The organism is Flammeovirga aprica JL-4, from assembly GCF_012844305.1.
Taxonomy (GTDB): domain Bacteria; phylum Bacteroidota; class Bacteroidia; order Cytophagales; family Flammeovirgaceae; genus Flammeovirga; species Flammeovirga aprica.
Genome location: NZ_JABANE010000075.1, coordinates 25,855 through 45,251 on the forward strand (window position 1 = coordinate 25,855; position 19,397 = coordinate 45,251).

Annotated in this window: 20 protein-coding genes; 11 read left to right on the forward strand and 9 right to left on the reverse strand. The window is 34.6% G+C overall.

Going from position 1 to position 19,397, the window contains the following annotated elements; all coding sequences use genetic code 11:
• Positions 1 to 67: 67 nt before the first annotated feature.
• Positions 68 to 1,363 (reverse strand): Fe-S cluster assembly protein SufD, encoded by a 1,296-nt coding sequence (sufD, locus tag HHU12_RS22750; protein ID WP_169659042.1) that lies wholly within the window; start codon positions 1,361 to 1,363, stop codon positions 68 to 70.
• Positions 1,364 to 1,377: 14 nt separating this feature from the next.
• Complete coding sequence (gene sufC, locus HHU12_RS22755; protein WP_169659043.1) at positions 1,378 to 2,136, reverse strand: Fe-S cluster assembly ATPase SufC; 759 nt, start codon at positions 2,134 to 2,136, stop codon at positions 1,378 to 1,380.
• Positions 2,137 to 2,522: 386 nt separating this feature from the next.
• On the opposite strand from sufC, the gene HHU12_RS22760 reads away from it, so the two are divergent.
• The 8 genes from HHU12_RS22760 (at position 2,523) to HHU12_RS22795 (ending at position 7,588) form a co-directional block, all read left to right on the forward strand.
• Positions 2,523 to 2,930 carry a MaoC family dehydratase gene (locus HHU12_RS22760; RefSeq protein WP_169659044.1) on the forward strand — a complete coding sequence of 136 codons (408 nt, stop codon included), beginning with the start codon at positions 2,523 to 2,525 and terminating at the stop codon, positions 2,928 to 2,930.
• A gap of 102 nt (positions 2,931 to 3,032) precedes the next feature.
• Positions 3,033 to 3,917, forward strand: a complete 885-nt coding sequence (locus HHU12_RS22765; protein WP_169659045.1) for a bestrophin family protein — start codon at positions 3,033 to 3,035, stop codon at positions 3,915 to 3,917.
• Positions 3,917 to 4,267 (forward strand): arsenate reductase family protein, encoded by a 351-nt coding sequence (locus tag HHU12_RS22770; protein ID WP_169659046.1) that lies wholly within the window; start codon positions 3,917 to 3,919, stop codon positions 4,265 to 4,267. Before HHU12_RS22765 ends, HHU12_RS22770 begins: the two co-directional genes overlap by 1 nt.
• A complete protein-coding gene (gene ruvX / locus HHU12_RS22775; protein ID WP_169659047.1) occupies positions 4,267 to 4,683 on the forward strand; it encodes a Holliday junction resolvase RuvX in 417 nt (138 codons plus the stop codon). Before HHU12_RS22770 ends, ruvX begins: the two co-directional genes overlap by 1 nt.
• 17 nt (positions 4,684 to 4,700) lie before the next feature.
• Positions 4,701 to 5,261 (forward strand): peptide deformylase, encoded by a 561-nt coding sequence (def, locus tag HHU12_RS22780; protein ID WP_169659048.1) that lies wholly within the window; start codon positions 4,701 to 4,703, stop codon positions 5,259 to 5,261.
• 52 nt (positions 5,262 to 5,313) lie between these two features.
• The gene (locus tag HHU12_RS22785) at positions 5,314 to 5,796 is read left to right on the forward strand and encodes a CAP domain-containing protein (RefSeq protein ID WP_169659049.1); all 483 of its coding nucleotides are present in this window, start codon (positions 5,314 to 5,316) and stop codon (positions 5,794 to 5,796) included.
• 4 nt (positions 5,797 to 5,800) lie between these two features.
• Positions 5,801 to 6,592 (forward strand): amidohydrolase, encoded by a 792-nt coding sequence (locus tag HHU12_RS22790; RefSeq protein WP_169659050.1) that lies wholly within the window; start codon positions 5,801 to 5,803, stop codon positions 6,590 to 6,592.
• Between the two features lie 9 nt (positions 6,593 to 6,601).
• Positions 6,602 to 7,588 (forward strand): sodium:calcium antiporter, encoded by a 987-nt coding sequence (locus tag HHU12_RS22795; RefSeq protein ID WP_169659051.1) that lies wholly within the window; start codon positions 6,602 to 6,604, stop codon positions 7,586 to 7,588.
• Positions 7,589 to 7,595: 7 nt separating this feature from the next.
• Here HHU12_RS22795 and HHU12_RS22800 read toward each other — a convergent pair whose 3' ends face one another.
• The 4 genes from HHU12_RS22800 to HHU12_RS22815 all read right to left on the reverse strand — a co-directional run bounded on the left by HHU12_RS22800 (position 7,596) and on the right by HHU12_RS22815 (position 12,616).
• Positions 7,596 to 8,255, reverse strand: a complete 660-nt coding sequence (locus tag HHU12_RS22800; RefSeq protein WP_169659052.1) for a DUF4290 domain-containing protein — start codon at positions 8,253 to 8,255, stop codon at positions 7,596 to 7,598.
• 50 nt (positions 8,256 to 8,305) lie between these two features.
• Complete coding sequence (glmS, locus tag HHU12_RS22805) at positions 8,306 to 10,144, reverse strand: glutamine--fructose-6-phosphate transaminase (isomerizing) (protein ID WP_169659053.1); 1,839 nt, start codon at positions 10,142 to 10,144, stop codon at positions 8,306 to 8,308.
• Positions 10,145 to 10,179: 35 nt separating this feature from the next.
• The gene (locus tag HHU12_RS22810; RefSeq protein ID WP_169659054.1) at positions 10,180 to 11,601 is read right to left on the reverse strand and encodes a DUF4270 family protein; all 1,422 of its coding nucleotides are present in this window, start codon (positions 11,599 to 11,601) and stop codon (positions 10,180 to 10,182) included.
• Between the two features lie 199 nt (positions 11,602 to 11,800).
• Positions 11,801 to 12,616 (reverse strand): glycogen/starch synthase, encoded by an 816-nt coding sequence (locus HHU12_RS22815; RefSeq protein ID WP_169659055.1) that lies wholly within the window; start codon positions 12,614 to 12,616, stop codon positions 11,801 to 11,803.
• A 131-nt stretch (positions 12,617 to 12,747) separates the two neighbouring features.
• Here HHU12_RS22815 and panC point away from each other — a divergent pair, with 131 nt between their 5' ends.
• The gene (gene panC, locus HHU12_RS22820; protein WP_169659056.1) at positions 12,748 to 13,605 is read left to right on the forward strand and encodes a pantoate--beta-alanine ligase; all 858 of its coding nucleotides are present in this window, start codon (positions 12,748 to 12,750) and stop codon (positions 13,603 to 13,605) included.
• Between the two features lie 63 nt (positions 13,606 to 13,668).
• Here the strand turns inward: panC and HHU12_RS22825 are convergent, their stop codons facing one another.
• The 3 genes from HHU12_RS22825 to hemL are packed head-to-tail and all read right to left on the reverse strand — an operon-like array spanning position 13,669 to position 16,965.
• The gene (locus HHU12_RS22825; RefSeq protein ID WP_169659057.1) at positions 13,669 to 15,303 is read right to left on the reverse strand and encodes a S8 family peptidase; all 1,635 of its coding nucleotides are present in this window, start codon (positions 15,301 to 15,303) and stop codon (positions 13,669 to 13,671) included.
• Positions 15,304 to 15,333: 30 nt separating this feature from the next.
• Positions 15,334 to 15,669, reverse strand: coding sequence for a hypothetical protein (locus tag HHU12_RS22830; protein ID WP_169659058.1), 336 nt, complete (start codon positions 15,667 to 15,669; stop codon positions 15,334 to 15,336).
• 3 nt (positions 15,670 to 15,672) lie between these two features.
• A complete protein-coding gene (gene hemL, locus HHU12_RS22835) occupies positions 15,673 to 16,965 on the reverse strand; it encodes a glutamate-1-semialdehyde 2,1-aminomutase (RefSeq protein WP_169659059.1) in 1,293 nt (430 codons plus the stop codon).
• A 353-nt stretch (positions 16,966 to 17,318) separates the two neighbouring features.
• Here hemL and HHU12_RS22840 point away from each other — a divergent pair, with 353 nt between their 5' ends.
• Positions 17,319 to 17,957: a hypothetical protein gene (locus HHU12_RS22840; RefSeq protein WP_169659060.1), complete on the forward strand. Its 639-nt coding sequence runs from the start codon at positions 17,319 to 17,321 to the stop codon at positions 17,955 to 17,957.
• 2 nt (positions 17,958 to 17,959) lie between these two features.
• Entirely contained in the window at positions 17,960 to 19,282 is a 1,323-nt protein-coding gene (locus HHU12_RS22845) for an ABC1 kinase family protein (RefSeq protein WP_169659061.1), read from the forward strand.
• Positions 19,283 to 19,397 lie beyond the last annotated feature (115 nt).

The following is a 19,397-nucleotide window of genomic DNA, read 5'->3' on the forward strand; positions in this document are numbered from 1 at the left end:
TCTCAAAAACAAAAAGCGGAATACCTCGTCAAGAAGTATTCCGCTTTTATTTTATAAACTTTCTAGCTTAGATTAAATCATAACCCATTTCTGTTGCTACAATTTTTTCTACTAGCGCTCTTACATTATCATTAGAGATCTTTTCGATAACATCCCCAGCAAAAGCATAGATTAATAAACCTCTAGCTTTGTCTTCAGGAATACCTCTAGCTCTTAAGTAGAACATTGGCTCTTCATCAAGGGCGCCAACTGTACATCCGTGAGAACAAGATACATCATCAGCCCAGATTTCTAATTGTGGTTTTGTATCCACAACTGCGTCTTGAGATAATAAGATGTTTTTGTTCGACTGGAAAGCATTAGTTTTCTGAGCATCCTCTCTTACAAAGATTTTACCATTGAAAACACCCTTAGATTTTTCTGACAAAATACCTTTGTACAACTCATTACTGTATGAGTTTGGCATTTTGTGATCCACCATTGTATGATTATCAACTAAAGTTTTTCCTTTCACAAGGTATAAACCTGTCATCAAACCTTCACAGTGCTCACCTAAAGCAATATTCAAGTTGTTTCTCACAATATGACCACCAGTAGTGATGGTAATATTATGGTAAACACTATTGTCAGCTTGTTGTGCTTCAGAAAGTGTCACTAAAGAAGTATTTTCAACCTCATCTTGAAGTTTCAAATGACTTAAATTAGCTCTTTCCGCAACATTCACCTCGGCTACACTGTTCACTAAAACAGACTCACCTTTAATAACAGCATTTCTTTCGATGATGCTAGCTTGAGCACCTTCTTCAAGAACTGCTAAAACTCTTGGCTGAACTACGATATTATCGCCAGAAACAACGTTCAAGAACATTAAAGGAGTTTCAGATAGTGCATTTCTTTTTGCATAAACGAAACCACCTTCAACTACTGAAGCTGTATTTACACCTACGAAAGGCAAAGAATTGTCCGCATATTTTCCTAAATGTGCTAAAACTAAATCTTCATGCTTTTCAATTGCTTCACTCAAAGGAGCAACAATTACTTTATCTGTTGAAGTAAATGAAGATAATGAAGCATTGTAAACACCATTTACAAATACCATTACATCTGTACCTTCAATCAAGTAATCTTGAATATCAGCGGCAGATACATTTACATCATTAGAAAAAGAATAAGTATTGCTTACTAACTTTTTGATGTTAGTGTATTTCCATTCCTCATGTTGAATAGAAGGGAAATCTGAAGACGCAAAAGTTTCAGCTGCCTCTGTTCTCAATTGAACCAAAGCAGGTACTTTTTCTATTGTATCTTCAATATATGACAGTGCATTGTTTTTTAATGCAGCATTTTCAATTACTATACTCATCGTTATAAAGGGAATTAGTTTTGACCTTCCACTTCTTGGATGATCCAATCGTAACCTTTTTCTTCTAATTCAAGTGCTAATTCTTTAGTACCTGACTTAACGATTTTACCTTTGTACAATACGTGTACAAAATCAGGAACAATATAGTCTAGTAGTCTTTGGTAGTGCGTTACTACCACAAATGAGCGATTACCATCACGTAAAGTATTCACACCATTCGCTACAATTCTCAATGCGTCAATATCCAATCCTGAATCAGTTTCATCAAGAATAGCTAATTTTGGATCAAGCATTGCCATATGGAAAATCTCGTTTCTTTTCTTTTCACCACCTGAGAAACCTTCGTTTAAAGATCTACCCATTAGCGATTTATCAATGGAAACGATTTGCATTTTCTCTTTCATTTCCTTCATGAAGTTGGCAGCATTATAAGGCTCCTCGCCTCTTGCTTTTCTTACTTCATTTACGGCTGTTCTCAAGAAGTTAGTGTTACTAACTCCAGGGATTTCTACTGGATACTGGAATGCTAAGAAAAGTCCTTTCTGTGCTCTAACCTCAGGTGCCATTTCTAACAAATCCTCACCATCAAAATCAACCTCACCACCTTCTACTTCGTAATCCTCTCTACCGGCTAAAACAGAAGCTAAAGTACTTTTTCCTGAACCGTTAGGTCCCATGATCGCATGTACTTCGCCTGGTTTAATCTCTAAATTAATCCCTTTAAGAATCTCTTTGTCTTCAATCGAAGCTTTCAGATCGTTGATCTTCAACATATTTCTATATGATTTTATTAATCGAAAATTTGTTTACTATAACTACCGATAGTATACTATTGTTTTCACAATAAAAGTAGTAGCTTAATTCGGCTTGCAAATTTATTTAGAATTTTTTTAAATAGGAACATATTTACAAAATATCCTGCTACTTTTGCATAAATTTTTTCATGAAAAAAGGTAATGCCACAGACATTACCTTTAGTCCTGTAAATATGAAAATGAAAAAAATTTAAATCAAACCAAATGTGATGTATTCTATTGCATTGTAAAATCATAATGCATACATCAACGACACAAAGTTAATATTTTTTGTCAAATTTGAAGATTTTTATCATCATTTTAAGTTTATTTACAAATATATTTAGACATTTAATCAAAAAATTATGCTTTCAATTGGAGATAACTACGTGACAAACTTCAGTTTTACTCAAGATCAGGTAAATGCTTTTGCTGAATTGACAGGTGACACCAACCCAATTCATATTGATGAAGAATTTGCGTCTAAAACCCCTTTCAAAAAACCAATTATGCATGGTTTTCTTTCTGCAAGTATTTTTTCGAGAGTTTTAGGAACTGAATTTCCTGGTAATGGATCCGTTTATCTTTCACAGCAAATGGATTTTTTAAGACCTATGTTCGTAGAAGAAGAATATGAAGCTAGTTTTGAAATCACAGAAATTGATTCTCGAAGAAAAACAGCTATCATTAAAAGTACAATCACTTCATTAGTAAATAAGAAAGTAATGGTAAAAGGTGAAGCGAAAATTATGCACAAAGAACTGATCGCATAAGCTTACTGAAACTACCTATCTTATTGTTTTCCTTTGACCAAATCTTACAATTTAAATATTACTCTTAATTTTTCATTCTAATTTTTTTCGACTATGCCTAAAATGAACAAATTCAAAAACAGTACTTTGTATGGAATTTTCAATTATAAAGGATACCTGATCAAACAATTAGCACTTGACCTAGTATGGATTGCAATACCAACTACCATTTTGTGTGCTATCCATGAGTTCAAACATTTTGATATAGGAATGAACTTCTCACTTCCTGGATTGATGGGTGCGATATTGGGTATCTTATTAGTTTTTAGAAATAACACTGCTTATGACCGTTGGTGGGAAGCAAGAAAAGTATTGGGTGGATTAGTGAACACTTCAAGAAACTATGCCTTACAAGTACATTCTATGTTGAATGACAGTGAGGAAAAAGAAGATCTAATGAAACTAATTGCCTCTTTCCCTTTTGTTTTGAAAGAACATCTGAGGGATGGGGTTGTGTTTAGTGAAGTTGAATTTGTGGGCGAAAATTTATTAGAAAAATTAAAAAAATGGAACCACGTACCTAACGCAGTCAACTCGTATATTCAAGAGAAATTGAAAATTGCTCTTAATAGAGGTGACATTACAGACTTCCAATTTTTAAAATTAATAGAAAACAGTGATGAACTGATAGACATTATGGGTAAGTGTGAAAGAATTAAGAACACTCCTATGCCTGCAGCACATACATTTCTATTAAGACTTTATATTTGGATTTATGCTATCGTTATTCCTTTTGGATTAATAGATACTTTAGGATGGTGGACTATTCTTGCAGTAGTATTGGTTTATTATGTTGCAATGAGTATTGTAACAATTTCAGAGGAAATCGAAGAGCCATTTGGTAGAGATCCAAATGATTTACCGACGGACAAAATCGCTCAAAATATTTACAACAATATTCAGGAAATTCAATTTACATCAACTGAATATGCAATTTATAATTCATAATGATAAAAATATATCATTTATCCACTTGCTCAACGTGTAAAAGAATCATTGAGGAAATTGGAAAAGAAAAGTTCGATCTTTTACAGGATATTAAAACAGAAAAGATCACAGAAGAACAAATTGAAGAAATGCATTCCCTTACAGGATCTTATGAAGCACTTTTCAGCAGAAGATCCAGACAGTATAGACCTATGGGATTGCATGAAAAGGATTTATCTGAGAATGATTATAAATCGTTAATACTTCAAGAGTATTCTTTTTTAAAAAGACCTGTTATTATTGCAAATAATAAGATCTTTGTAGGTAATAGTAAAAAAGAAGTAGAAAAAGCAAAAGAAGCTTTAGTATAATGGGAAGAATTCTAGCAATTGATTACGGCACAAAAAGAACAGGCTTTGCGGTCACTGATCCACTTAAGATCATAGCATCTTCATTGGAAACAGTTCAAACCAATGTAGCAATGCAATACATCAAAGACTATGTCAATAAAGAAGATGTAGAGTGTTTTGTAATAGGTTTACCAGTTGGACTTGATGGAAAAGAAACAGACAACACAAAACCTGCTCAATCATTTGCAAATAAACTGAAAAAGAATTTCCCAGATAAAATGGTACATTTTGTTGACGAAAGATTTACTTCTAAAATGGCGGAAGCGTCTATGATTGCCGGTGGCATGAAAAAGAAAGACCGCAGAGTAAAAGGTAATGTTGACAAAATCAGTGCTGCTATTATTTTACAATCTTATTTAGAACAGAACAGCATTTAAAAAATTTAGATAAGTATATGATTTATCCTGTTATCGCTTTCGGCGATCCTGTATTAAGAAAAGTTGCTAAAGATTTTAGTGAAGAAGAATTAAAAGAAGTAGGAACATTAGTAAGTGATATGTTCGACACCATGGAAGGTGCTCATGGCGTAGGACTTGCTGGACCTCAAATTGGTAAGGCGAAAAGAATTTTTGTAATTGACTCCAACTTGATGATCGATGAAGAGTCTGAAGAGAAAGGTTACAGAGGTGCTTTTATCAATGCAGAAATCATTGAAGAATGGGGAGATGAATTCACAATGGAAGAAGGTTGTTTGAGTATCCCTGGAATCAATGGAGATGTAACAAGACCTTCAAGCTTAAAAATCAAATACATTGATGAAGAGCTTAACGAAAGAGAAGAAGAGTTTTCTGGAATGACTGCTAGAGTTATTCAGCATGAATATGATCACATTGAAGGTATTTTATTTACAGACTACCTCACTCCAATCAAGAAAAGGTTAATCAAAAATAAACTTAATAATATTTCAAAAGGGAAAGCACAGCATAGTTATAGAATGAAATTTCCTAAAAAATAATTAACTTTCAGCCACTCAACAATGAGTGGCTTTTTTACTCAAAGATTTTTTTATGAAACGACTAATAAATGTACTCCTGATTTTATTCCTTTTTGGCTGTTCTGATGATGTAATCAATTGGACTACCCCCAACAGTCTGGATCAAGATTTCATGAATCAAATCAATAAACACAGAGAAGAAGTAAATTTAACTCCACTGGAATTCAATCCTATTTTTTTTGAACAAGCAAAACGATTTGCCGCACAAATATCAGACAATCCTCATATGAGAGAACAGTTGACTGCAGAGGAAGAGCAAAATGGCAATTATAGAAATGTCATCAAAGCTCAGACCAATGCAACAAGTGTGAGTGGCTGTACTGGCTTTAGTGATGGTTTCAACCTTGATCCTACTACAGGTGTTGTGGATGCAATGCTAAGAGTTTCTTGTAGAAATGTCATCGAAAGTAGAAATGCGAACACAATTGGTGGCGCTGTATTTCAAAATTCCAATACTGGTGATTATTTTTACGTAACTTTTATAGGTAGAATATAGCAGCATGAAGCATAAAGAGAATTTTAAAATTGCCATGGTCCAGCATTCCATCGACTGGATGAACCCTACTTCAAATTTTGCTACTTTAGAAGAGAAGCTATGGCAAGTTGATGATAAAGATATTGACTTGGTTATTTTTCCAGAATTATTCACTACTGGATTTCATCAGTCAGCATCAGACTTAGCAGAACCAATTGGACTTACTACTACAAAGTGGCTTTTACAACAATCTAAACGAATGAACGCTGCCATGATTGGGAGTTATCCTGTAAGACAGGACCGTAAGGTATTCAATAGACTTCTGTTTGTAAAGCCTGATGGCACTTTCTCCCATTATGACAAAAGACACCTTTTCAGAATGGCCTCTGAGCACATGACTTTCACCCCTGGCAATTTTCAGGTGGTTGAAGAATGGAAAGGATGGAGAATCAACCCGATTATCTGTTATGACTTAAGGTTCCCATTATGGTGCAGAAACACCAATAATGATTACGACATCTTGCTTTGTATTGCCAACTGGCCTAAACCTAGAATTGCCGCATGGCATACACTATTGGCGGCTAGGGCAATTGAAAACTTAAGCTATACGGTTGGAGTAAACAGAACTGGCACAGACCCGAATGAAGTGGTTTACAATGGCAATTCTGCTGTGTACAACCCAAAGGGAGAAATCACAAATGAGATTTCTGAAAATGATGAAATTCAAATTGTCACTTTAAATTATCAAAAAGTTCAATCTTTGAGAGAGAAGTTCCCTACTCATCTAGACGCTGACCATTTTAATTTACATTTATAGACCTGTTGAATGGAATTTATCCTCCTTCATTTAATAATCAGTTCCTTTGGAGTTATTCTGATGAGGAATGGTGCTCTGATGCTTTCAAAAGGAGCAACAGCCTTATCTACGAAATCACATTTTTCTGGATTAAGGGTTGGGCTTACTATCGTTGCATTAGGTACTTCAATTCCAGAGGTAGCTGTATCTCTAATTTCCACTTTCAAAAACGAAGAAACATTAGCATTTGGCACTCTAATAGGGAGTAATACATTCAATGTTATCTTCGGACTAGGTCTGACAACATTTTTTGTAAATATCAGGGTATTTGCGAAAAGTATTTGGAGGGATTTACTAGTTGCTATTTTTGGAGGAATACTTCTATTTATTCTATTAAACAAACAGCTGATTTTTAATATAGGTGCTAATTACCTCACCAGAACTGATTCATTAATTCTTCTGTTCTGCTTTTTCATCTATTATCTGATCATTTTCACGAATAAAAAGTCTCGAAGAGAAATCTCACTCCTCAAGGCTCAAAAGCACTCTTCCTTTCACAATTCCAACAAACAAACTATCATCAGAAATATCATCATTGGTATATTGATTATCTGTGTTGGAGCTTATATCGTTGTAATTGAAGCTTTATTATTAAGTTCTACTACAACTTTAACTTCTAGGTTTATAGGTGTAAGTATTATGTCTATCTGTACTTCTCTTCCTGAAATCACTACTACATTGGCAGCGATGCGAAGAAAACGTCACGACATAGCCCTTGGCAATATTATGGGCTCTTACATTATCAACTTTTTACTTACCCCCTGCCTATTAACAATTAAGGGTGAAGCCTTTTACGACTACACCCTTAACTATGATCTAATATTCTCAATATTAATATGTATTCTTTGCGTTACACTAGTACTTTCAAGCAAGTATTACATTCTTAATAGACTTACTTCAATACTACTAATTTCACTAGGAATACTTTATTATATCACAACTTACCTCAGAGGTTAGTGTAATATTATTTTCTTCTTTTCTTACGACGTTTCTTGCTTTTTGAAGAAGATGATGAACTACTACTCGACGTTGTTGTCGTTGCAGTATTAGAAGGCAACTTCACATTTTTAAAGCTATCAGGATATTTTGCCTTCACATCTCTCATATTCACTTTCCCTTTTGATAAAGTATTCAAGGTATTCATGATTACTTCATCCTCAATTTGGTTATTGACTTGAGCTGAATAGAAAGATTTCATCAACTTTACAATCTTAGAAAATGCTAATTCCACATCATCTTTAGTTTCCAATTGTAAAGCTTTCTGAACCATAGCTTCCAGATTTTTACCAAAGTGTCTAAAACGAATATGACTTTGTGTATATTCAACTTTCCTTGGCTTGCTGAACATCATATTTTCCTTTGGAGCAGGATAGGGAGAATCAATATCCAATTTAAAATCAGACATCACTTGCAAGTGATCCCAAATTCTCTGTTGACTATCATTCAATTGCTTTTGTATAGGATGAAGCTGTTTCATCAAAGCAATCAAAGTATATGCATATTGCGTCCTTAAAGACTTATCTTCCAATGAAGAAATAAATTGAACTAAACCTTCAATATTTCTTCCATACTCTTTCAGAATAATATCTGATCTACTGGTATTATAACTATGTTCGTCGCGCATATTCTTTATTCAACTGAGTGGCATTTTAATACCACTCAGTACATTATAATTTATTCTACTGTTACTGATTTCGCCAAGTTTCTTGGCTGATCAACATTACATCCTCTCATTACAGCAATATGATAAGATAGCAATTGCAACGGAATACAAGAAATCATTGGCATCAATACCTCATGTGTATCAGGTACCTCAATCACGTGATCCACCATACTTGGAATCAGTGCGTCACCTTCTGTTACAATGGCAATTACTCTACCGCTTCTTGCTTTTACTTCCTGTAAGTTTGAAACTACTTTATCATATGAACTGTCTCTAGTTGCGATCACAACTACAGGCATTTCCTCATCAATCAATGCAATAGGACCGTGCTTCATCTCAGCCGCAGGATACCCTTCAGCATGGATATATGAAATCTCTTTTAATTTAAGAGCTCCTTCTAAAGCTACTGGGAAATTAAACCCTCTACCTAAATATAAGAAGTTTTTAGCATCTTTATATAAAGCAGACATTTCTTTAACAGCATCATCTACTTGTAAAACCTTCTCAATTTTAGCAGGAATACTTTCAAATTCCACTAATAAGTCATGCAACTGAGCCTCTGTAAGCGATCCTTTTTCTTTCGCCAACATTAAAGCCATAGTTGTAAGTACTGTCAATTGAGCTGTAAATGCTTTAGTACTTGCTACACCAATTTCTGGTCCTGCGTGAGTATAAGCACCTTCATGAGAGTTTCTTGCAATAGATGAACCTACTACGTTACAAACTCCAATTACTGTCGCCCCTTTAGACTCAGCTAAAGACATTGCAGCTAATGTATCGGCAGTTTCTCCTGATTGAGAAATTGCAATCATTACATCACCTTTTCCAATAATCGGGTTTCTATATCTAAATTCAGAAGCGTATTCTACTTCTACTGGAATACGAACAAGTTCCTCAATGATGTATTCAGCAACTAACCCCGCATGCCATGAAGTACCACAAGCTACAATGACGATACGGTTCGCATTTAAAAGGTCATCAAAATGATTGATAATTCCTCCTAATTTCACGTGATTTTTGTTTGCGATAACACGTCCTCTCAAACAATCTGCTACTGACTTAGGTTGCTCCATGATCTCTTTCATCATAAAGTGATCATAACCGCCTTTTTCAATCGCTTCAAGCTCTAATTCTAATGTTTGCAAGTAAGGAGTCTGCACTACATTCTTAATGTCAGTAATAGTCATATTACCATCTTTAAGAAGTACTACCTCTTCATCCTTAATGTATACTACATTCTTAGTATATTCTACAATTGGAGTTGCATCTGATGCTAGGAAGAATTCATCTTCTCCTACACCAATCACCAAAGGACTACCCTTACGTGCAGCTACCAATTGTCCTGGATTATCTTTACTTGTGATTACGATCGCATAAGCCCCTACTACCTCGTTTAAAGCAATACGTACTGCACGATCTAACTCACAATCATTATCTTTCTGAATTTGCTCAATAAAATGGATAAAAACTTCTGTATCTGTTTCAGAATGAAAAACATGCCCTTTTTCTATCAATTGAGCTTTTAAAGCTTCATAGTTTTCAATGATACCATTATGTACCATTGCTAATTTTGAGTCAGAAGAGTAATGAGGGTGAGCATTAACATCATTCGGAGCTCCGTGAGTTGCCCAACGTGTATGACCAATACCTGTAGACCCTTTAGTATCTTGACCTTCTAATTCTTTTTTTAAGTCAGCAACCTTTCCTTTGCATTTAAAAACCTTTACGTCAGAGTTTTCAACTAGGGATACACCGGCACTATCATATCCACGATATTCAAGTCTTTCTAAGCCTTTAATTAAAATGTCTAGTGCATTTCTATGTCCTACATAACCGACAATTCCGCACATGATGTTTATAAATTTAGTGAATAATAATAACTCCCCTATTTACAGTTAAATGTAGGGTCGTTAAATACAGCATAGTAAACAATCAACCTCATTTTCATCGGCTGTCCATTTAATGGATGTAAAAGATCACTTTTATCTCCAGCAAATACTAGCTTACGAATCGAAGAAGATTGTTGGTTAGGTAATATAACGAGACCATCATCATCAAGAGGCAAACCTTCAGCCTCTCTAAATGTTCTTTCTTGTAAGTGTTGGGCTAATTTTGCCCAAGAGTATGTTTGCGTATTAGAATTGTAGCCAATTTGATAATCTCCTGAAGAAGGGAATTGGGCTTGCAATAATTTATATTGTGATGATTCACTGGTCACAGTTTGAATTGAACCATCTTCATTCATAAAACCGAAATAGAGTCCTGATGGCGGCAGTAAATTAGACGCTGGGTAAATTTTATTACCTTCATCTGTAGGACCTACTGCTGAAATCGCTAATTCAGCTTTATTGATATGCACTTCTCTTAAAGTTCCATCTTCTTTTTTCATTAAATTGACTAAAGAAGGGAATTTAACACGTGCTACCATTCCTGTACCTTCAAAAACAAAGCCTAAGTTGTTGGAATCCTCAGATTTCACAACATCACCTATTTTAATATTCTCTGTTAACGTACCAGGAGTATATTGTATATTATTAAATCTTTGATTGAAACCAAAGTAGAATATATCTCTTAAAGTGTCACCTTCAGACTCTCCAAAGTAATGCATGTTCATAGTAACTACTGTACCAAAGTTCTCAAGACTGTATTTACCTGCCCAAGCTGGCGTTTGAGAATCCTTTACCTTTACAGCTAACCCTTTGATATGCTTTGCAAACTCTTCCTGATTCGCATATTCAGCACCTTCCATGATTTTAATACCAAAAAGGCTGTCCAATTTAATATTTACAGTATCAGTTGTAATATCAGAAACTTTAAAAGTTCTTGTACCAATTGGCGTGTCAGCGTATCTTACTTCATCATTTGAATAATAATCAATTGAATCTCCTTGAATATCATCTAATAATTCATAGACTTCAAGAGTCAAAGCTTGAGTTGTATCACCGTAAAGTGATGTTTTTTCAAGTGCCAATGACAATGAGATTGAATCTAGTGTTCTATCGTTAAAGTTTACAGCTTCTTGTGAACCAATACTTAATTGGGTAAAGGCTGTAGTTTTAGTTTTACCTATCTCCGTCCCTTCATCTACATATCCTGCTAAAAAATATGCTCCATTTTTGGTATATAAAGAGTCTTTGTAATGTGTTTCTATTTCAATATCAAAAGTATCAGCATAACACATTACCGTTGCATCATCAATTAGGTCTCCTCCAATAATAATTGTTTGTAGATCCGTACGCTCACAAGCAAAGCAAAAAATGATTACAAAGAATGAAATTGCTCTAATGTATAAGTTTTTTATATTCATCTGGAAAATTATCAGTTAAAAAGCGGGAATTCATAACCCCTCTTTTTCCATGACAATGGATTGTTTAAAATGGTTGAAAACCTAATAAAAAATACGTGAGGACAAAAATTGCAAATATTCTTATAGCACACAAACAAAAAAGGCAGTCGTTTTTACATCGACTACCTTTTTTCTATAAAAAACACTAAAAAAGCTTACATTACTCAGCTAATCCAGTATAAATGTCATAATAAGACTCTGCATACTCTTCACCTTCTGGCTCCGTCTCAGTGAGTTTCTCTCCGTAAGAAGATAACACCTCTGCTACCGCATCATCAATAGCAGGACTGCCTTTAGTTACTTTATCTGCATACTCAGAACCAATTTTGATAAAGCTATTGTAATCTGCCGAAGACAAGTCTGATAACATTGAGTCATCAATATCCAGCATTTTCACTTTATTGGCTAATTGCTCATGATCGAATTTATGATCAAATTGCGTATTGTAAACTGTAAATACAGTCTTCGCATTTTTGAACATTGGATCATTTTTGTAAGAAGTTTTCAAGTATAATGGAATAAAACTTGTAAACCAGTCATTACAGTGCACTACATCTGGAGCCCACCCTAATTTTTTAACTGTTTCAATTACTCCTTTACAGAAGAAAACGGCTCTATCATCATTATCAGAGAAGAACTCGTCGCTCTTTTTATCTCTGAATACTGATTTTCTATGGAAATAATCTTCGTTATCTATGAAGTATACTTGTAATTTAGCACTCTGTATTGAAGCTACTTTAATTGTTAGCGGCTTTTCGTCCTCACCTACGGCAATGTTCATTCCCGAAAGTCTCACTACCTCATGCAATCTGTTCTTACGCTCATTGATCAATCCAAATCTTGGAACCATAATTCTGATTTCCATTCCTCTTTCTTGCATCGATTGAGGAAGCTTTCTCACGTAATCTGCAACCTCTGATGTTTTTAAAAATGGATTTATCTCACTTGAGACATAAAGAATTTTTAATTTCGACATATTCTACCGTATTTACACCTTTTCTACGCAAAAGTACGGAAGAACTTACTTAAATTCAACATAAATATATTAAAGTAAGGTAAATAGTTACAGTTACTTAGTAATTTATTTTCAAAAAATCAACCCCTAAAATGAACGTTTTTAACAAAGTTAGTACCTTAAAAGAATTTGTCAATAATTGCAAATTTTCAAAAAAAACGATCGGTTTTGTACCCACAATGGGTGCATTACATGAAGGGCACCTAACATTAATTCGTCAATCAAAAAAAGAAAATGACATTACAATCTGCAGTATTTTCGTAAATCCTACGCAGTTTAACAATGCCATTGACCTTAAACATTACCCTGTAAAACACACTGAAGACAAAGCACTTTTGGAGAGTATTGGGTGTGATATTATATTTTTACCCTCTGTGGAGGAAATGTACCCCTCTGGATTAGACAATAAAAATCTAGTAGGTTTTGAGTTTGGAGATATTGAAAAACAGTTAGAAGGAGCTTTCAGACCTGGACACTTTAACGGTGTAGGGATTGTTGTCAGTAAGCTTTTTCATATGGTGAACCCTGATAAAGCTTATTTTGGCCTCAAAGATTTACAACAGTTTCTGATCATCAGAAAAATGACAAAGGAACTTTCTTTTGGTATTGAAATCATTGGTGTTCCAACGGTTAGAGAAGATGATGGGCTAGCAATGTCATCAAGAAACTTAAGATTAACTCCTGAAGAAAGAACAAAAGGTCCTTTTATATATGAGATTATCAGTGAGATGAAAAACAAACTCGACAACTCACAATCTCCAAAAGAAGTGCTAGACTGGGGAATACAGAAATTCCAGAAAAATACTTCCTTCCATCTTGAATACCTTGAGATAGTCAATACAACAGATTTAAAACCTGTTGATCCTTATCAAATCCCTGCTTCTTACGCTATTGTAATAGCCGCACATTTAGGAAAGGTAAGGTTGATTGATAATTTATTGATTGAATAATACGGATACAAAAAAGGGCTGGAATCAAACTCCAGCCCTTTTTTATTTTATCATCTTCAGTCTCTATTTCGAGATCTTTTCTGCATATTTCACTGCTTCGTAAAGGTTCACTACACCCCCAGTAACTGAAAGCGTACCAAACTTCACTTTTTCAGGCTCTTGACCTTCATCTAAATCATTGTAACCTGGTTTGTAAACTTCTTTATTTTTCAAAGGAGTCACTGTTTTCATCAAGATCTTTTTCACTTGATAAGCAGAAAGGTTAGGATAATAAGACATCAATACAGCCGCACAACCTGCTACTACTGGACAAGCCATACTTGTACCATTTAATGCTTCATACTCAGAACCTGGAACTGTTGAATAGATATTATAGCCTGGAGCAAATAAATCAACATTTTTCTTTGCATAGTTTGAGAAAGAAGCTGGTAACTCCTCGTCAACATGCCATGTAGATGCGCCTACTTCTATCCAATTACGAGCTGTACCTCTTCTATTATATCTATCTGTTGGGAAGTTATTCTCAACATCCGTGTTCTTATTATCATTACCTGCTGCGTGTACTAAAAGAACTCCTTTTGAATCAGCGTATTTGATTGCTGCATCCACTTCTGCTTTATCAGGAGAGAAAGGCTTTCCAAAACTCATATTAATGATCTTAGCACCGTTATCTACTGCATATCGAATTGAATTCGCAACATCCTTGTCTCTTTCATCTCCATTAGGGACAGTTCTGACTACCATAATCTCAACGTTGTCTGCCACACCTTCAATACCTAGGTCGTTACCTCTCACAGCACCAATTATACCTGCAACGTGAGTACCGTGCAACGCATCAGGACCTACAACTTTATTGTTTCCATAATAACGCTCCTTTTTATCGTCAACATTATCACCTACAATTTCTCTTGAATTGAAATCTGGATTGTAGTTATACTCCACTTGGCTTTTGAAGTAGTCCACACCACTCTGAATTCGGTCTTCAGTTACACCTCTACTCATCATCTCTTGGACAACTCCCTTCATTCTAACCAATACTTGGTCATCTGTTTCTAGAGTTTCTAATGCACCAAGCAACTCATCTTCAGAATCAAGATCAAAATAAGCTATGAAAAGAGCTTTTCCTCTTTTGAACTGATGCAACAACATCTCGTAGTATTCAAGATTTTCGTTTGCCTTCGCTTCACCGCTTTCAAATGATTCTTTAACTTCTAACCAAAGTTTGAAATTTTTCTTATCTGATTTAGCAATCTCATCTTCAGCTTTACCATCAAATTGCTTGCTTAAAGTGCCATACAAACGTGCTACTTCTAGGTTTTCTTCATTGACAAATGAACCGTCTTTTCCTCCAATGAAGTTCCACCCATTTATATCATCAGTGTATCCGTTTTTATCACTATCCTGACCATTTGCTGTCTCTTTTGGATTCACCCAAATTACAGATTTAAGATCTTCATGGTCAATATCAATACCACTGTCAATAACTGCAACAACGACTTTCTTGCTCTTCTTACCTTTTAGAACTTCTTTATAAGCTCGTTCTGTTCCAACCCCATAAACACTGTCAGTTGAGTAATCTAAATTGAACCAGTTTTCAGGAGCTCCTCTTAATGGGTCTTGTGCTGAAGCAACGTTAGCAACTCCAAGCTGTGCGGATAAAGCACCTGCAATTAGGATTGATTTTAAAGTATTTCTCATTTAATTAATACTATAGAATATAATGAAAGTTTAATGAATCTTCTTAGGCCATAAAGATGAGTATATTTCACGAAGAAGCAATACTATCCCTATAGTCACTAAAGCTGAGAGTAGATTTCCGATTTGAATGCCTACTAAATCTAAAAGACTAGGTAAGGTAACAAAAAGAGTTGCGAAAATAAAACCAAAACCCAAATCAATAAACATCTTTTCTTTATCTGAATATTCTGGGAGGTTCTTTTTCTTACAAACCGGACATTTTGACTTCTCTAATCGAAGTCCGTATAAAAAAATGTGTTGCCACTTGAACTTATTACAAGTGACAACATTTTTTGATTTATGAAAACCTTTTCGTTTTTGACTCATAAATTACTGGTTTGCAACATCCAATGATTTGTCTATTGCTTTTAAAATTGAATCGATATTCTCTTCTGTTAATGCCACTGACATAAACCAGCTTTCATATTGTGATGGTGGTAAGTAAACACCATTATCAAGCATGGCATGGAAGAATTTACCAAACTTCTCTGTATCTGTAGTTTGAGCATCTGCAAAATTCTCCACTTTTTCAGCCGTAAAGAAAATACAGATCATAGATCCAAGTAAAGTAACTTGATAAGGCAACTGCTTAGCATCTAAGATTTCTTTGATACCTTGTGCTAATTTTTCTCCTTTTTGAGCTAATTCTGTGTAAACTTCAGGGTGATCGTTTAGGTAATTCAACATAGTAAGACCTGCTGCCATTGCTACAGGGTTACCTGAAAGTGTACCTGCCTGATAAACCGGACCCGCTGGAGCTACATATTCCATGATTTCTTTTTTACCACCATAGGCACCTACTGGCATACCTCCACCGATAATTTTACCTAAAGTTGTCATATCAGGAGTCACACCAAATACTTCTTGAGCACCACCTTTGGCTAATCTAAAACCAGTCATCACCTCATCAAAAATAAGGACGATACCTTCGCGGTCACAGATTGTTCTCAATGACTGCAAGTAACCTTCATTTGGAATCACCAATCCCATATTACCTGGAACAGGTTCAATAATCAACGCCGCTACTTCACCTTTATTTTCTGCTACCAATTTTTCAATAGCTTCAACATCATTATAAGGAGCCAATAATGTATCTTTTGCAGTACCTTCAGTAACACCTGGGCTATTAGGCACTCCCATTGTCACTGCTCCACTACCTGCTGCAATTAAGAATGAATCACCGTGTCCATGATAACACCCTTCAATCTTAATGAATTTATCTCTCCCTGTGTATCCTCTTGCTACTCTAATGGCAGACATCGTAGCCTCTGTACCAGAGTTCACCATTCTCACCTTCTCAATTGAAGGCACCATCTCACAAATTAATTCTGCTATATCGATTTCTTTTGCTGTTGGTGCACCAAAAGACAATGAGTTATTTACTGCTTCTTGAACCGCCGCTGTGATATCTGGATTAGCATGTCCCAAAATCATTGGGCCCCATGAGTTGATCAATTCGATATATTTATTATCATTTTCGTCAATCATGTATGCACCTTCAGCACCTTTGATAAATAATGGAGTTCCTCCTACTGATTTAAATGCTCTTACAGGTGAGTTCACACCACCTGGAATACTATGCTGTGCTTTAGAGAATAAAGCAACACTTTTATTGTTGTCCACGATAAAAAGGTTTGATTGTTTTTGTATTTCTACAAAGTTAATTAAACCTTTGACAATACTAAACAATCCCTCGATAAGTATGTTTACGTTGAGTTTTATTCATTATGCGACATAACTCTATTTCTCATAAAAAGAGTAAAACACCTAAAACTCAAATTGAACAACCTATCAAGTGCTTTTAGCGTTGTAGAGACAAAAATAATTGAAGATGCGTTACTTAAAAGTGTTCGTTTTGTCTATAAATAAAAAAGAAACCCCCGAAAATCAGAGGTTCCTTCCACTTTAATAAACTAAACTAACAAACAAACTTCGATTATGAAATTAACATACATTTATTAAAATACCTAAACAATATGAGTGAAATTTCAAAAAAAATAGAATTATCTTATATCAACTTTATTTTGTCACATAACAAACGTCCAAATTCTGTTAATGATCTAATATCAAATGAGTTAGAAGATGACAAAACAGAAATACTGGAAGAATTTAAAGATGTAAATAAGATAGAAACTCAGATCTGGAAAGGTGGAATTATGACAGCCTTTCAACATTCAGCCAATGATCCTAATTATGAAGAATATTCTGTGAGAGAAAAATTGCTTTCCTTCTTTTATAACTATGCAGAAGTTTTAAAAAAAGACGAGGTTTTTTATGAATATTCAGCAAACATTCATTCAATTTTTGAGTTAAGTATATTAAACGAAAGATCGTCTGTATTAAAAAATGTATTTTTAAATAACACCAATAGTATTATAAAAAGTGGAATTGAGACGGGAGAAGTGGCAGACCGTTTTTTCATTTCAGACTACTATGGTGATATCATTTGGTATCAGGCATTATTGATCATTAGATATTGTCTTTCTGATGAATCTAATGAGAAAGAAAATACAGATGAGATTATTGAAAAAAGTGTAAATCTAATTATGGATTTGTTTGAACCTAATTTTACAGATTCAGCATTTCTTCTTGCTAAATTCTTATTTCAGAAATAAATATGAGTGATATAAAAAATAAAGTTCAGAAAAGCATCCCTTCTACAAAAACTCAACGTGTCAGTAAATTTGTAAAAGTTGGAGCAAAAGTAAGTTCTAACTATCTGAAGCATTATGCTAAAAGTGTCATTGATTCTTCCTATGATCGAAAAAAGGCACTGGATGAGGAGAATGCAAATGATGTATATGAAGCATTAAGCGAACTGAAAGGAAGTGCACTGAAAGTAGCTCAGATGATGAGTATGGATAAAAATATGCTTCCTCAGGCTTATACTGAACAGTTTCAAATGTCACAGTATTCTGCCCCTCCTTTATCGCTACCTTTGGTCAACAAAACATTTCAAAAAGCTTTTGGAAAGGCTCCGTTAGAAATATTCGACACCTTTTCGAAAGAAGCTGTCAACGCTGCTTCTATCGGGCAAGTACATCAAGCTACACTAGGTGATAAAACTTTTGCTGTGAAAGTACAATATCCTGGAGTAGCAGAAAGTGTTTCTTCAGACCTGAAAATGGTAAAACCAATTGCTGTAAGAATGGTTGGTTTGAATGAAAGAGACGTAGAACATTATATGGAGGAAGTCGAAAACATGTTGCTTTCAGAAACAGATTATGATCTAGAGTTACAAAGATCTATCTCCATTTCTGAAGCTTGCAAGGATATTCAAAATATTCATTTCCCGACTTATTACCCTGAATATTCATCGAAGAAAATTCTTACAATGGATTGGTTGGAAGGAGATCATTTGAATGAATTCATCGCTACCAACCCTTCTCAAGAAATCAGAAATCAAATTGGTCAGGCACTTTGGGATTTTTATGATTATCAAATTCATAAAATGAAAGAAGTACATGCAGACCCACACCCTGGCAACTTTTTATTTAAAGAAAATGGCACAATGGGTATTATTGATTTTGGCTGTGTAAAAGTGATTCCAGACTTATTTTATGATAATTATTTTGATTTGATGAAAATCGAAAATCTGGAAAATAAAGAAAAGAGAAGTCAGGTTTTCAGTAACATGAATTTCATTTATGAAAACGACAGTGCTGAGGAAAAGGAAAAATTAGATGGTCTTTTCACTTCCATGATCACTATCCTTTCTCGTCCTTTCCAAAAGCCTACATTTGATTTCAGCGATGATAATTACTTCAATGAAATAGCGTCTTTGGCAGACGACAAAGAAAACCAAAAATTACTGAGAAGTTCTAAGAAACCAAGAGGTTTAAGAGATGGGCTTTACGTCAATAGAACCTACTTTGGTTTATATTCGATACTCCATGATTTAAAAGCAGAGATTTCTACAAAGTCGTATTTTTTTGATTAGAAAACATCGACCTGTAGATCACTTGCAATGGCTTCAGATAAGTAGGGAGTCTTGGTAAATAGACTCTAGCACTCACTAAAATCAGGATATTTATTCTTTTTGGTGAGTGTTTTTG